The sequence below is a fragment of the Lentzea albidocapillata genome (assembly GCF_000719115.1).
Classification (GTDB): domain Bacteria; phylum Actinomycetota; class Actinomycetes; order Mycobacteriales; family Pseudonocardiaceae; genus Lentzea; species Lentzea albidocapillata.
The window spans coordinates 283,951-296,998 of record NZ_JOEA01000008.1 but is presented as its reverse complement, the minus strand read 5'-3'; the positions used below and the strand labels follow the sequence as shown (position 1 = coordinate 296,998).

The following is a 13,048-nucleotide window of genomic DNA, read 5'->3' as shown; positions in this document are numbered from 1 at the left end:
GGTGCCGTGACCGCGGATCCCACCTACGGCCTGAACGACAACCTCAAGCAGCGCCAGGGAACCGGCGCCGTCACCTACAGCCGAGTGTCCGGCAGGTGGAACACCGGTGATGTGCCGCGCCCGTGGTACGCGCAGGTCAACCACCCGAACCACCGCGGCAAGCTGTCGATGCACCTCGGCACGACGGCCGTGCGGCTCGACGCGCCGTCCACCGGTTCGTCGATCTCGGCGACGCTGACGCCGGTGGCGGGCGACCGCACGTCCGGCGACTGGTCGTCGATCGCGCTGGCACGTTCGGCGAACAGCTGGGGTTATGTGTCCAATCAGGACATCGATCTCGGCTTCCTGGTGCGCGCCAACGGGGGCGTTCAGGTCTTCCAGGCCGGCAAGTCCGTCGCGAACCTGCCCTCGTTCGCCTCGTCCAAGTCCGACGGCTCGTTCGACGTGACGCTGACGCCGGCCGGATCGACGCTCGGCCTCTCGGTCAACGGCACGCGCAAGACGATCACGCTGGGCACCGCGGTGCCGACCGACCGGCTGTGGATCTACCTCGGCCGCTACTCCGACAACAACAGGACCGTCAGCCTCGTCGACGACCTCCGCGTCGAACGGATGAACTCCGACGACCTGCGCAAGCTTCCCGGGTCCCAGCTGCGCTACTACGGCTATTTCGGCGCGCGGCTGAACGCCGCCGGCGGCAACCACCTGCCCGAGGTGCGCGGTCGCAGCAACCTGAACTGGGTGCAGATCAGCGACTTCGACGCCTACCGTCCCGAGGTGCTGCGGGACTGCGCCCCCGCGGGTTGCGTCGTCCACACGGGCAACGAGTTCTTCGACTGCGACGCGGCCGGCTGCCCGCTGCACCCGAACGCCGCCGAGCGCTGGGAGGTCCTCGCCTCGAAGGTGCGGCCGTACCTCGACCGCGTGGCCGGGTTCGTGCTGCAGGACGAGCCGTTCCACCACGGCGCGCGCTTCGCCGACGTCGAGTTCTCGGCTCAGCGGATCAAGAACACGTTCCCGGACAGGAAGGTCATGCTGATCGAGGCGGGTATCCGGGTCGACGACGCCTTCACCGTGCCCGCCGCCGTCGACTGGGTCGGCTTCGACGAGTACTGCACCGGGTACGAGGCGCTGGACGCGCGCATGACCAAGCTGGCGGAGCGCGCGCCGGGCAAGGAGCTGTTCCTGCTCCCCGAGGCCGCGCCCCAGTCGTGGTGCGCGGACAGGACCGACGCGGACCTCGAAAGCACCCAGTACCTGTACATGGCGCTGGCACGGCAGCACCCCGCGTTCGTCGGGATCATGGTCTTCGGGCCCTGGACCGGCGTCGGACCTGCCGCGACCGGCCCCGGCACGCCGGTCCCGTCGAAGTTCCCGCGGGCCACGGCGGCCCAGGAGCGCGTGGCCGCCCTTGTGCTGGGGGACGCTAGGCTGCTCGGGTGACGTTCACACTCCTCCCCGCTGTTGACGTGGCCGACGGTCGCGCCGTCCGGCTCGTGCAGGGCGAAGCCGGTACCGAGACGAACTACGGCGAGCCGCTCGACGCTGCCCTGCAGTGGCAGCGCGACGGGGCGGAGTGGATCCATCTCGTCGACCTCGACGCGGCGTTCGGCCGCGGCTCCAACCGCGAGCTGATCGCCCGCGTCGTCGGCGAGCTGGACGTGAAGGTGGAGCTGTCCGGCGGCATCCGCGACGACGCGTCGCTGGAGGCCGCCCTGGCCACCGGCTGCGCCCGCGTGAACCTGGGCACGGCCGCGCTGGAAGACCCGGAGTGGTGCGCGAAGGCGCTGGCGGCGTACGGCGAGAAGATCGCGGTGGGCCTCGACGTCCGCATCACCGAGCAGGGCCACCGGGTCAAGGGCCGCGGCTGGACGTCGGACGGCGGCGACCTCTGGGAGGTCCTCGACCGGCTCGACCGCGACGGCTGCACGCGTTACGTGGTCACCGACGTGTCGAAGGACGGCACGCTGACGGGCCCGAACCTGGAGCTGCTGAGCGAGGTCTGCGCCCGCACCGACGCCCCGGTGATCGCGTCCGGCGGCGTGTCCACTGTGGACGACCTGGTCGCGCTCTCGAAGCTGTCACGCGACGGCGTCGAGGGCTCGATCATCGGCAAGGCCCTGTACGCCGGCGCCTTCACGCTCCCGGAAGCACTCGCTGCGGTCCGTTGACCACGGCTTCCACATGAGCGGCCGCGGCCGCGTGCGTCACACCTGTGTTGTGCAGCACGTCGGCCGCGGTTCCGTCGGCCTCCAGCAACACGCCGAGCAGGATGTGCTCGGTGCCGATGAACATGTGGCCCATCCGGAGCGCCTCACGCACGGCCAGTTCCAGGGCCTTCTTGCAGTGCGTCGTGTACGGCTGCTTCTCCGGCCGCTGCTTGGCCTCTGAGTCGAGCCGGTTGAGGGTCGCGATGCGCGTGCTGCCGTCGCCCGACTCCAGCTTCGCGATGGTCTTGGCCGCGAGGCCGGCCGACTCGTCGAGCAGCCCGAGCAGCAGATGCTCGGTGCCGATCCGCTCGCTGAACCGCGCGTGGTGCCTCGCCAGCGCGATGACCCGTCGCGACCGCTGGGTGTAGCGCTCTGTGCTCGGCTTGCTGAGCTCCGGCGACTCCCTGGGCACGAACCGCTTCTGCGCGGCCTGCTTCGTGACGCCGAGGCTCTCGCCGATCTCGGCCCAGCTCGCCCCGCCCCGCCGCGCCTCGTCCACGAAGTGGCCGATCAGGTGGTCGCCGAGTTCGCTGAGCTGGCTACTCATCTCGACGGCCTTGGCCAGGCGCAGGAGAGCGTCGTCTGCTTCTTGAGCGACCGTGACGATGAGGTCGGTCAACTGGATCATCCGTCAACTCTAGGTTGACGCTGAGTTTCGGGTCAACCTAGAGTTGACGCTCAACCCAGGCTCGATGTCGACGCGTCCGGTCGACGTTGAGTCGACATGGACGCGCGAAATCAACGTTGATCCGCCTCGTCAACGTGGACCGGCATCATCAACGTGGACTCGACATTGATTGACGGGCGTCTACCGGTCAGCTCGCCCCGGTGATCCGGATACCCACCGACCCGGTCCGCCCGCGCCGAAGCTTGCTGCCGAACACCGTGAACCATCCGAACAGCCCGTACTTCTTCGAGATCCGCGACCGCACGACGTCGCTCTCGTCGTCGTCCACCAGCGCCGCGTGCGCCTTGACCGACGCGCCCTTCGGGTTGCCGCGGACGTCGCACGGCCCGATCTCCACGTCGCCGTTGCGGCGGATCCGCTTGACCTTGCCGGTGTCCCGCGCGCTCCAGGCGTAGATGACGTCGTCGCTCTCACCCGGCACGACCCAGACCGGGGTGGGTACCGGGGTGCCGTCCTTGCGGAACGTCGTCAGCAGCAGGTACTTGCCCTCGCCCAACTCGGTGATCATGGCGCCGCAGCGTAGTCCCCGGGCCTGCCTTGTAGGCTTTCCCGCATGTCAGTCGCGGTCCGTGTCATCCCCTGTCTCGACGTCGACCGCGGCCGGGTGGTGAAGGGTGTCAACTTCACCAACCTCGTCGACGCGGGCGATCCCGTCGAGCTTGCCAGGGCGTACGACGCCGAGGGCGCGGACGAGCTGACGTTCCTCGACGTGACGGCGAGCAGCGGCGACCGGGAGACGACGTTCGACGTCGTCCGCCGCACGGCCGAGCAGGTGTTCATCCCCCTCACGGTCGGCGGCGGCGTGCGCAGTCCCGAGGACGTCAACAAGCTGCTCCGCGCGGGCGCGGACAAGGTCAGCCTCAACACCGCCGCCATCGCACGCCCCGAGCTGCTCAAGGAGTGCTCGGAGCGGTACGGCGCGCAGTGCATCGTGCTGTCGGTCGACGCACGGCGAGTGCCCGGCGGCACCGGCTTCGAGGTCACGACGCACGGCGGCCGCAACGGCACCGGCATCGACGCGATCGCCTGGGCCGCGAAGGGCCAGGAGCTGGGCGTCGGCGAGATCCTGCTGAACTCGATGGACGCCGACGGCACCAAGGCCGGCTTCGACCTCGAACTCCTCGAACTGGTGCGCCGCGAGGTCGACGTCCCGCTGATCGCGAGCGGCGGCGCGGGCGCGATCGACCACTTCCCGCCGGCTGTCGCCGCGGGCGCCGACGCCGTGCTCGCCGCGAGCGTCTTCCACTTCGGCCAGCTCCGCATCAGCGAGGTCAAGGACGGCCTGCGTCAAGCCGGCGTCGTGGTGCGATGAAACCGGTCGAGGTGCGGGTCGCCTCGGCGGTCGCCTTCGGTGGCGCCCTGGTGTTCTTCGTGATCGGCCTGGTCCTGTGGCGCTCGACCGGCGACGCGGACGTGCTGAAGCTGCCGTCGTTCATCGCGATCCTCGAGCTGCCCGTCGCGGCGGCGCTGCTCATCAGGCTCCGGTTCATGCACTACCCGGCGATGATCGTGTTCGTCCTCGTCGCGCTGCTGCACCTCGTCATCGTGCTGGCCGAGGGACCGGCGTGGACCCGCGTCGCGTCCGGAGTGCTGTCCGCTGTGCACATCTACGGAGTGGTCCTGCTCAACACCGGACCGGCTCGTGAACACCTGGGAGGTCCCCGTTGAGCAACCCGCTCGATCCCGCCATCGCCGACAGGCTCAAGCGCACCCCGGACGGCCTGGTGTGCGCGGTCGCCCAGCAGCGCGGTACCGGTGAGGTGCTCATGGTGGCGTGGATGGACGACGAGGCACTGCACCGCACCCTCACCACCCGCCGCGCGACGTACTACTCGCGCAGCCGCCGGCAGCTGTGGGTGAAGGGCGAGACCTCCGGGCACACCCAGTACGTGCACGAGGTCAGGCTCGACTGCGACGGCGACACGCTGCTGCTGACCGTCGACCAGGCCGGCGCCGCCTGCCACACGGGCGACCGCACGTGCTTCGACGCCACGGTGCTGCTCGCCGACGCGTGATGCTCTAGTCGAGGTCGCCGGTGAGGTAGCGCTGGAGGTTCGGGGCGACGGTTCGGACCACGGTCTCCAGGTCGGTCGACGCCAGCGGCTCGAACTGCACGACGTACCGGACGATGCCGAGCCCGACCATCTGGGTCGCGCACAACGTGGCCCGGAGTTCGTGCTGCTCGGCGTCGAGCGCCGTGAGCACGTTCTTGAAGATCGCGTTGATGAGGAACGACTTCAGGGCGCCCGCCACCTCCGGCTGGCTGGTGACGCTGCGGATCAGAGCCGCGAACGTGCCGCCGCCGGTCGCGTCCCACACCGTCACGAAGGTGCGCACGATGCGTTCGCCCGCCTCTTCGGCCGGTCCGTCGAGGATGCGCTTGAGGATCTCGGCCGGGTCGAACGGGAGCTGCAGCACCGACTGCGCGAACAGGCCTTCCTTGCCGCCGAACCAGTGGTTGACCATCGCGGCGTCCACGCCTGCCTTGGCGGCGATCGCGCGTACCGTGGCGCCGTCGTAGCCCTTCTCGACGAACACCTCGCGGGCCGCTGCGACGAGCGCGGCCTTGGTGTCCTCGCCCGCGGCACGGCGGCCTCGGCGTTTCTGGTTGACTTGCTCCACGAGGGCCATAGTTCAACAGATGTTGAATTTATGCAACAATTGTCGGCATGGTGAGCGTCATCGGGGCTGTGGCCGCCTCTGGTCTGGGGACTGTGAGTCCTACGCGTGAGGAGTTCCGCGAGCTCGCGGTCAACCGCCGGGTCATCCCGGTGGTCCGCAAGCTGCTCGCGGACGCGGAGACCCCGGTCGGCCTGTACCGCAAGCTCGGGGCCAGTCAGGCCGGCACGTTCCTCTTCGAGTCGGCGGAGAACGGGCGGTCCTGGTCGCGCTGGTCGTTCATCGGCGTGCGGTCGACGGCGGCGCTCACGGCGACGGGCGGTGAGGCGTTCTGGACGGGTACGCGGCCCGTCGGCCTGCCCGACGGCGGCGACCCGCTGGAGGCGTTGCGCGAGACCATCGAGGTGCTGCGCACGGACCCGTTGCCCGGGATGCCCCCGCTGACCGGCGGCATGGTCGGCTACATCGGCTACGACGCGGTGCGGCGGCTGGAGCGGCTGCCCGTCATCGCCGAGGACGACCTGAAGATCCCCGAGCTGGTCATGCTGCTGGCGACCGACCTCGCCGCGCTCGACCACCACGAGGGCACCGTCACGCTCATCGCGAACGCGATCAACTGGGACGACTCGGCCGAACGGGTCGACGCCGCGTACGACGACGCGGTGCGCCGGCTCGACGAGATGACGACGGCGCTGCACACGCCCGCGCCGCCGACGGCCGCCGTCTTCTCGCGGCCCAAGCCGGAGTTCCGCCGCCGGCGCTCGCAGGCCGAGCACTTCGCGGCCGTCGAGAAGGCCAAGGAGGCCATCCGGGCGGGCGAGGCGTTCCAGATCGTCGTGTCGCAGCGGTTCGAGATCGACACGGACGCCGACGCGCTCGACATCTACCGGGTGCTGCGCGCGACGAACCCCAGCCCGTACATGTACCTGCTGCGCCTCGACGGGTTCGACATCGTCGGGTCCAGCCCGGAGTCGCTGGTCACGGTGCGCGACGGCAAGGCGACCACGCACCCGATCGCGGGCACCCGCTGGCGCAGCGAGGACCCCGAGGAAGACGCCCTGCTGGAGAAGGACCTCCTCGCGGACCACAAGGAACGCGCCGAGCACCTGATGCTCGTCGACCTCGGCCGCAACGACCTGGGGCGCGTCTGCAAGCCGGGTTCGGTGCACGTCGTCGACTTCTTCAAGGTCGAGCGGTATAGCCACGTCATGCACATCGTGTCGACCGTGACCGGTGAGCTGGCCGAGGGCAAGACGGCCTACGACGCGGTCGCGGCCTGCTTCCCGGCCGGGACGCTGTCCGGTGCGCCCAAGCCGCGCGCGATGGAGCTCATCGAGGAACTGGAGCCCACGCGCCGCGGCCTCTACGGCGGCGTCGTCGGCTACTTCGACTTCGCCGGGGACGCGGACACCGCCATCGCCATCCGTACCGCCCTGGTGCGCGACGGGGTGGCGTACGTGCAGGCCGGTGGCGGCATCGTGGCCGACTCGGACCCGCTGGCCGAGGACAACGAGTGCCTGAACAAGGCGGGCGCGGTGCTGGCCGCGATCGCCACCGCACAGACGATGGCGCCGGCAGTTGAAAGCTAGCTCGCCGCTGTGGATCGCCGCGCTCCTGCTCGTGGGCGCGGCGGGTGCCTTCTGGGGCGCCGGCTCGGTGCCGGTCGCGTTGCTCTGCCTCGCGGCCGTCGCGGCGGTCGTCGCGCTGAGCGGGGTGACGCGCCGGGTCCTCGGCGCGTTGCTGGTCGTCGTCGGCATCGCCGGGGCGTTCTCCGGCCACTGGTTGGCGATCGCCGGAGGCGTGCTCGTGGTGGCCTCCGGCGCGCTTCAGGTGGCGCTGGGGGCTCGGATGCCGAAGATCGGGGTGGGCGGGCAGAAGACCCGCGCACACGACCCCGAGACGGACATGTGGCGCGCGCTGGAGCGCGGGGATGATCCGACCGACGGTACGACCCCTGGCAGGACGGCCTCGAACGAGTGAAGATCATTCACCCACGTTCGTGCATGTGACACGTGTACGGCCTCGGTTAGCTGCGGGGACACTTGAACCCCGGTGGCTGGGGCGTTACTCCGGCGGGGTTAGCATCCCCATAGCGGGAAGGGGAACAACACTGTGACGGTTCTCGAGTCGATCCTCGAAGGTGTGCGTGAGGATCTCGCCGCTCGCGAGGCCAAGTTGCCCTTCGCCGTCGTGAAGGAGCAGGCCGCCAAGGCCTCGCCGCCGCTCGACGTGCTGTCGGTGCTGCGCGGTCCGAACGTGGGTGTCATCGCCGAGGTCAAGCGCCGCAGCCCCTCCAAGGGCGCACTGGCGGAGATCCCGGAGCCGGCCGAGCTCGCGTCCGCCTACGAGGCGGGCGGCGCGTCGGTGATCAGCGTGCTGACCGAGCAGCGCCGCTTCGGCGGGTCGCTGGCGGACTTCGACGCGGTGCGCCGGGCGGTGAAGATCCCGCTGCTGCGCAAGGACTTCATCGTGTCGCCGTACCAGGTGCACGAGGCGCGTATGCACGGTGCGGACGTGGTGCTGCTGATCGTGGCCGCGCTGGAGCAGAACGCGCTCGTGTCGCTGCTGGACCGCGTCGAGTCGCTCGGCATGACGGCGCTCGTCGAGGTGCACACGGCCGAGGAGGCCGACCGCGCGCTGGAGGCGGGTTCATCGGTCATCGGCGTGAACGCGCGCAACCTCCACACGTTGGAGGTCGACAAAGACGTTTTCGGCAGGATCGCTCCGGGTCTACCCTTCGAGACGATCAAGATCGCCGAGTCGGGTGTGACCGGGCCCGGCGACCTGATGTCGTACGCCGGCGCGGGTGCCGACGCGGTGCTCGTCGGCGAAAGCCTGGTGACCAGCGGAGACCCCAAGGCCGCCGTGAACAAGCTCGTGACCGCGGGCTCACACCCCGCGTGCCCCCGGCCCAGCCGGTAGGGCACGGTTGATCCAAGCGCCAGAGGAGTTACCCGATGGGCCAGTTCACGCCCACACCGCATGATCCCGACGCGCGTGGCCACTTCGGCCCGTGGGGCGGCCGGTTCGTCCCGGAGGCCCTGATCGCCGCGGTGGACGAGTTGGCCGCCGAGTACGACAAGGCGCGGCTCGACCCGGAGTTCGTGAACGAGTTCAAGCGCCTCCTGAGGGACTTCGCGGGCCGTCCGTCGCTGCTGACCGAGGCCCCGAAGTTCGCGGAGCACGCCGGTACGCGGGTGTGGCTCAAGCGTGAGGACCTCAACCACACGGGTTCCCACAAGATCAACAATGTGCTCGGCCAGGCGTTGCTGACCAAGCGCATGGGCAAGCAGCGCGTGATCGCGGAGACCGGCGCCGGCCAGCACGGCGTGGCGACGGCGACCGCGTGCGCGCTCCTCGGCCTCGACTGCGTCGTCTACATGGGCGAGGTCGACACCGAGCGCCAGTCGCTCAACGTCGCCCGCATGCGTCTGCTGGGCGCCGAGGTCATCCCGGTGAAGTCCGGGTCGCGCACCCTGAAGGACGCGATCAACGAGGCGTTGCGCGACTGGGTCGCCAACGTCGACGACACCCACTACCTGCTCGGCACCGCCGCGGGGCCGCACCCGTTCCCGCTGCTGGTCCGCGACTTCCACCGGATCATCGGCATCGAGGCGCGCGAGCAGATCCTCGAGAAGGCCGGGCGGCTGCCCGACGCCGTCGTCGCCTGTGTCGGTGGCGGCTCGAACGCGATCGGCATCTTCCACGGCTTCATCGACGACGCGGACGTCCGCCTGGTCGGTGTCGAGCCCGGCGGCTCCGGCCTGGACAGCGGCAGCCACGGCGCGACGCTGACGGCGGGCACGCCCGGTTCCCTGCACGGCGCGATGTCGTACGTCATGCAGGACGAGGACGGCCAGATCACCGAGGCGCACTCGATCTCCGCCGGCCTCGACTACCCCGGCGTGGGTCCCGAGCACTCGCACCTGAAGGACATCGGCCGCGCCGAGTACTTCCCGGTCACCGACGCCGAGGCCATGGAGGCGTTCGCCCTGCTCTCGCGCACCGAGGGCATCATCCCGGCGATCGAGTCCTCGCACGCGCTCGCGGGCGCGCTGAAGCTCGGACCGTCGCTGGGACCGGACGGACTCCTGGTCGTGAACCTCTCCGGCCGCGGTGACAAGGACATGGACACGGCCGTGAAGTACTTCGGCCTCGCTGACGGGGGACAGGCCTGATGTCGTTGTCTGACGTGTTCGCCACCGCGCGGGCCGAGTCGCGTGCCGCGCTGATCGGCTACCTGCCCGCGGGTTTCCCCACGGTCGAGGGTTCCAAGGACCACCTCCGTTCGATGATCGAGTCAGGATGCGATCTGGTCGAGGTCGGCCTGCCGTTCTCCGACCCGGTGATGGACGGCCCGACGATCCAGGCCGCCGCCGAGCAGGCACTGTCCGCGGGCTTCCGCGTGCGGGACCTGTTCGACGTGGTGGCTGCCGTGTCCGACGCCGGTGGGCGTGCGGTCGTGATGACGTACTGGAACCCGGTGCTGCGCTACGGCGTCGACGCGTTCGCGCGCGACCTCGCCGCCGCCGGTGGGCTCGGCATCATCACGCCCGACCTCGTGCCGGACGAGGCCGAGGACTGGATGGCGGCTTCGGCCGCGCACGGCCTCGACCGCACCTTCCTGGTGGCGCCGTCGTCGACCGAGGAGCGCATCGCGATGACCGCGCGTGCCTCGTCCGGGTTCCTCTACGCCACCGCGGTCATGGGCGTCACGGGCGCCCGTGACGTCGTGTCGTCCGCCGCTCCCGCTCTCGTCGCGCGGGTTCGCGAGCACACCACGCTGCCCATCGGTGTCGGGCTGGGTGTGCGGTCGGGTGCGCAGGCCGCCGAGATCGCCGGGTTCGCGGACGGCGTCATCGTCGGGTCGGCGTTCGTGACGGCCGCAGGTGAGAGCGACGCCGCGGTGCGTGCGCTGGCCGCTGACCTCGCCAAGGGTGTGCGATCGGCTGTCGCTCCCGTCTGAACCTCCTTTGCTCCGTGAAGCCGCTCGGCCTGCCGGCCGGGCGGTTTTGCTTTGCGCTGCTTGAGAAGCCGCCTCTGCAGCGGCGGCTTCACCTCTTGGTTGTCGGGTGGCGCGGAATTGCTTTGAACGGGTTGAACACTGTGCTCGCCATCGAGTGGTTGTCGGGATGGCGGGTATGAAGTTTTCGGGAGCCTTGCCTCCTTTCGGAGTCATTGACGTTCCTCCAAGAGCATGACATAGATTCGAACACCTGATCGAGTGAATCCTGAGTCGATTGGGGTCAAAACCCCGTTCGACCGTCGGTCTGAGCTGCGATCGTTGGGTTCATGCACAAGCCAGCCATCCGCTCGACGTGCCACACTGGTGGTACGCAGGCGGTCAACGGAGGTGATGCCCAGTGGCGGCGCCAGCCGAAGTTCAGTCCGATTTCCTGCTGCCCAACCACGAAGGGCCTTGGACGCTCAAAGACGTCCTCGCATTGCCGGAAGATCACAGTCAACGCATCGAACTCGTCGACGGGATGCTTCTCGTGAGCCCGCTGGGGAGTTACCGGCACCAGCGGCTAGTAGGCAAAGTGTTCGTTGCGCTGGATCGCGCATGTCCGGCGCAGTTCGAGGCGACTGTCGAGCTCAACGTCTCGCTGTCGACCGGCCGCTTGCTGATCCCGGACTTCACAGTGGTGAAGCCATGTGATGCAGACATCACGTTCCCGGTGTCGAACCTTGTGCTGGCAGGCGAGGTGCTCTCCAAGAGCACGCGAATGAACGACCTGGTGCTCAAGCGTCATGTGTATGCGGAAGCCGCAGTTCCCTACTACTTGATCGTCGACCCGTCGAAGAAGGTTGTCGAGGCGACGCTGCTCGAACTCAACGAAGAAGGTGAATACGTCGAGATCGCGCGCAGTGAGGCCGGCGTGCTGACGTTCGACCGGCCGTTCCCGGTCACGATCGAGCTGCCGTCCTAGCCGTAGAGCCACTCCAGCCGTTCGTGCAGGTCGGCCACGGTCCACGAGGCGAACATCGCGTCACGGGCCGCAGCCGCACCGCCGACAGGGTGGTAGACCTCCAGACCCATCGACCTCGAGGCGTGGTGGACGCGCGCGGTGCGCTCCGAGCGGAGCGTCACGTACCGCGCAAAAGAGCCGGCCACGTCCTGAGGATCGAAGACGGAGGAGAGGCAGACAGCGTCCTCCAACGCCTGACAGGCGCCCTGCGCGGCGTACTGCAGCACGGGATGGGCGGCGTCCCCGAGCAGCACGACGCGTGAGTCCTGCCAGTTCGTGATCGGCGTGCGGTCGCACAGCACCCACGCACGCCACTCGTCGGCGAGTTCCATGATCCGAGTCGCGTCGTCGCACAACGGCGTGAAGTGCTTCATCACCTCGGTGTGTTCGACGGGCTTGCCGTTCATGGGCTCCGTGGCCGCGTTGTCCGCGGTTGCCACGAGGTTCACGTACCGTCCGCCGGCGATCACGTACCAAACGACGTGGTAGCGCGGCCCCGCCCACAGCGTGACGACGTTCTCCTTCAGCGACTGCGGCACGTTCCGCGAGGGAATGACCGCGCGGAACGTCGTGTGCCCGGACACCTGCGGATCCCCGTCGCCCACGAGCTGCCGTCGCACCGCCGACCGCAGCCCGTCGGCACCGATCAGTGCCTCCCCGCGCACGACGTCGCCCGACCGCAGCACCGCCGTGACTCCGTCAGCGTCCTGCGCGTAGGCCTCGACGCCACTGCTCACCCGGAGGTTGATCCGCTTGTCGTGCCGGCAGGCGTCGAGCAACGGCGCGAGCACGTCGTTGCGGTGCACCACCGCATAGGTGCCGAACCGCTCCCGAAAGCCCGCGTCGATCGGCAATCCGGCGATCTGCCGCCCGGACACCCCGCACCGCAACCGCAACTCGTCCACGTGCACGGCCCGAGCCCGCACCGCGGCACCCACGCCCAGCGAGTCGAGCATGCGGAACCCGTTGGGCCCGACCTGGATGCCGGCGCCGATCTCCTCGAACGCCGCCGCGGCCTCGAGCACCGTCACCCGCACCCCGGCCCGCGCGAGCCCGAGTGCCGTCGCCAGCCCGCCGATACCGCCGCCGACCACCAGGACCGTCATGTCCGACCTTTCACGAGTCCGCCCAGACCGCGTCCGAGTATTGCGGTTCAGCGATCACGAACCCCCTGAGGTCGCGGATCCGCGACCTTGAGGCCCGGTCCACGCAGGCCGCGAGCGGCAGTTGGTCACAGTGGCCTGGCGCGGCGCTCGAACTCTGCGGTGGGCGAAGCAGCTTCGGATCGGGGAAGCGTCCGCGATCCCAGCCTGGTCTCCGCGATCACGAACGCCCCAGGATCGCGAGTTCGGCCCCGCTGGGCAGACAGTCGAAGGTGGATGAACGGGCACCGTTCCACCGTCTGACCGGCGGATCGCAGGCGCGCAGCCGGGCGTCCCGGAAGGCGAGCTCAACGCGCCTATGCGCAGCTACCACACACACGCGCCAGGCCGGGTACCCCCAATTTCTATTCTAGTGATCGGCACCGACAGGGTTCGGGCTCGATAACGATCGTGCGCCCC

15 protein-coding genes are annotated in these 13,048 nt (G+C 69.4%); 11 read left to right on the top strand and 4 right to left on the bottom strand.

Translation table 11 applies throughout. From position 1 onward, the window contains the following. Positions 1 to 6: 6 nt before the first annotated feature. Together IG04_RS0113870 and priA are read left to right on the top strand one after the other, a co-directional pair. Positions 7 to 1,443 (top strand): hypothetical protein, encoded by a 1,437-nt coding sequence (locus IG04_RS0113870; protein ID WP_144065465.1) that lies wholly within the window; start codon positions 7 to 9, stop codon positions 1,441 to 1,443. Then, on the top strand, positions 1,440 to 2,171 hold the full coding sequence (priA, locus tag IG04_RS0113865) for a bifunctional 1-(5-phosphoribosyl)-5-((5-phosphoribosylamino)methylideneamino)imidazole-4-carboxamide isomerase/phosphoribosylanthranilate isomerase PriA (protein WP_030477030.1): 732 nt from the start codon (positions 1,440 to 1,442) through the stop codon (positions 2,169 to 2,171). Before IG04_RS0113870 ends, priA begins: the two co-directional genes overlap by 4 nt. Here priA and IG04_RS0113860 read toward each other — a convergent pair. Further along, complete coding sequence (locus IG04_RS0113860) at positions 2,137 to 2,838, bottom strand: Clp protease N-terminal domain-containing protein (protein WP_030477029.1); 702 nt, start codon at positions 2,836 to 2,838, stop codon at positions 2,137 to 2,139. The genes priA and IG04_RS0113860 overlap by 35 nt on opposite strands. Positions 2,839 to 3,025: 187 nt before the next feature. Beyond that, positions 3,026 to 3,406 (bottom strand): PPOX class F420-dependent oxidoreductase, encoded by a 381-nt coding sequence (locus IG04_RS0113855; RefSeq protein ID WP_030477028.1) that lies wholly within the window; start codon positions 3,404 to 3,406, stop codon positions 3,026 to 3,028. A gap of 45 nt (positions 3,407 to 3,451) precedes the next feature. On the opposite strand from IG04_RS0113855, the gene hisF reads away from it, so the two are divergent. From hisF to hisI, 3 genes are read left to right on the top strand one after another with little or no spacing between them, the layout of a single operon-like run. After that, positions 3,452 to 4,210: an imidazole glycerol phosphate synthase subunit HisF gene (gene hisF, locus IG04_RS0113850; protein WP_030477027.1), complete on the top strand. Its 759-nt coding sequence runs from the start codon at positions 3,452 to 3,454 to the stop codon at positions 4,208 to 4,210. Further along, entirely contained in the window at positions 4,207 to 4,566 is a 360-nt protein-coding gene (locus tag IG04_RS0113845) for a hypothetical protein (RefSeq protein WP_030477026.1), read from the top strand. The genes hisF and IG04_RS0113845 overlap by 4 nt, the downstream gene beginning before the upstream one ends. Beyond that, positions 4,563 to 4,913 (top strand): phosphoribosyl-AMP cyclohydrolase, encoded by a 351-nt coding sequence (gene hisI, locus IG04_RS0113840; protein ID WP_030477025.1) that lies wholly within the window; start codon positions 4,563 to 4,565, stop codon positions 4,911 to 4,913. The genes IG04_RS0113845 and hisI overlap by 4 nt, the downstream gene beginning before the upstream one ends. Positions 4,914 to 4,917: 4 nt before the next feature. Here hisI and IG04_RS0113835 read toward each other — a convergent pair whose 3' ends face one another. Then, positions 4,918 to 5,529 (bottom strand): TetR/AcrR family transcriptional regulator, encoded by a 612-nt coding sequence (locus IG04_RS0113835; RefSeq protein WP_030477024.1) that lies wholly within the window; start codon positions 5,527 to 5,529, stop codon positions 4,918 to 4,920. Between the two features lie 38 nt (positions 5,530 to 5,567). Between IG04_RS0113835 and IG04_RS0113830 the strand changes: the two genes are divergently transcribed. The 6 genes from IG04_RS0113830 to IG04_RS0113805 all read left to right on the top strand — a co-directional run bounded on the left by IG04_RS0113830 (position 5,568) and on the right by IG04_RS0113805 (position 11,447). Then, positions 5,568 to 7,106, top strand: a complete 1,539-nt coding sequence (locus tag IG04_RS0113830; protein WP_030477023.1) for an anthranilate synthase component I — start codon at positions 5,568 to 5,570, stop codon at positions 7,104 to 7,106. Beyond that, the gene (locus IG04_RS0113825; RefSeq protein ID WP_030477022.1) at positions 7,096 to 7,497 is read left to right on the top strand and encodes a hypothetical protein; all 402 of its coding nucleotides are present in this window, start codon (positions 7,096 to 7,098) and stop codon (positions 7,495 to 7,497) included. The genes IG04_RS0113830 and IG04_RS0113825 overlap by 11 nt, the downstream gene beginning before the upstream one ends. A gap of 132 nt (positions 7,498 to 7,629) precedes the next feature. Beyond that, positions 7,630 to 8,439 (top strand): indole-3-glycerol phosphate synthase TrpC, encoded by an 810-nt coding sequence (trpC, locus tag IG04_RS0113820; protein ID WP_030477021.1) that lies wholly within the window; start codon positions 7,630 to 7,632, stop codon positions 8,437 to 8,439. Positions 8,440 to 8,474: 35 nt separating this feature from the next. After that, positions 8,475 to 9,695, top strand: coding sequence for a tryptophan synthase subunit beta (gene trpB, locus IG04_RS0113815; protein WP_030477020.1), 1,221 nt, complete (start codon positions 8,475 to 8,477; stop codon positions 9,693 to 9,695). After that, entirely contained in the window at positions 9,695 to 10,483 is a 789-nt protein-coding gene (gene trpA / locus IG04_RS0113810; RefSeq protein WP_030477019.1) for a tryptophan synthase subunit alpha, read from the top strand. Before trpB ends, trpA begins: the two co-directional genes overlap by 1 nt. 397 nt (positions 10,484 to 10,880) lie before the next feature. After that, complete coding sequence (locus IG04_RS0113805) at positions 10,881 to 11,447, top strand: Uma2 family endonuclease (protein WP_030477018.1); 567 nt, start codon at positions 10,881 to 10,883, stop codon at positions 11,445 to 11,447. Here IG04_RS0113805 and IG04_RS0113800 read toward each other — a convergent pair. Then, the gene (locus IG04_RS0113800) at positions 11,444 to 12,592 is read right to left on the bottom strand and encodes an FAD-dependent monooxygenase (protein WP_030477017.1); all 1,149 of its coding nucleotides are present in this window, start codon (positions 12,590 to 12,592) and stop codon (positions 11,444 to 11,446) included. The genes IG04_RS0113805 and IG04_RS0113800 overlap by 4 nt on opposite strands. Positions 12,593 to 13,048: the final 456 nt, after the last annotated feature.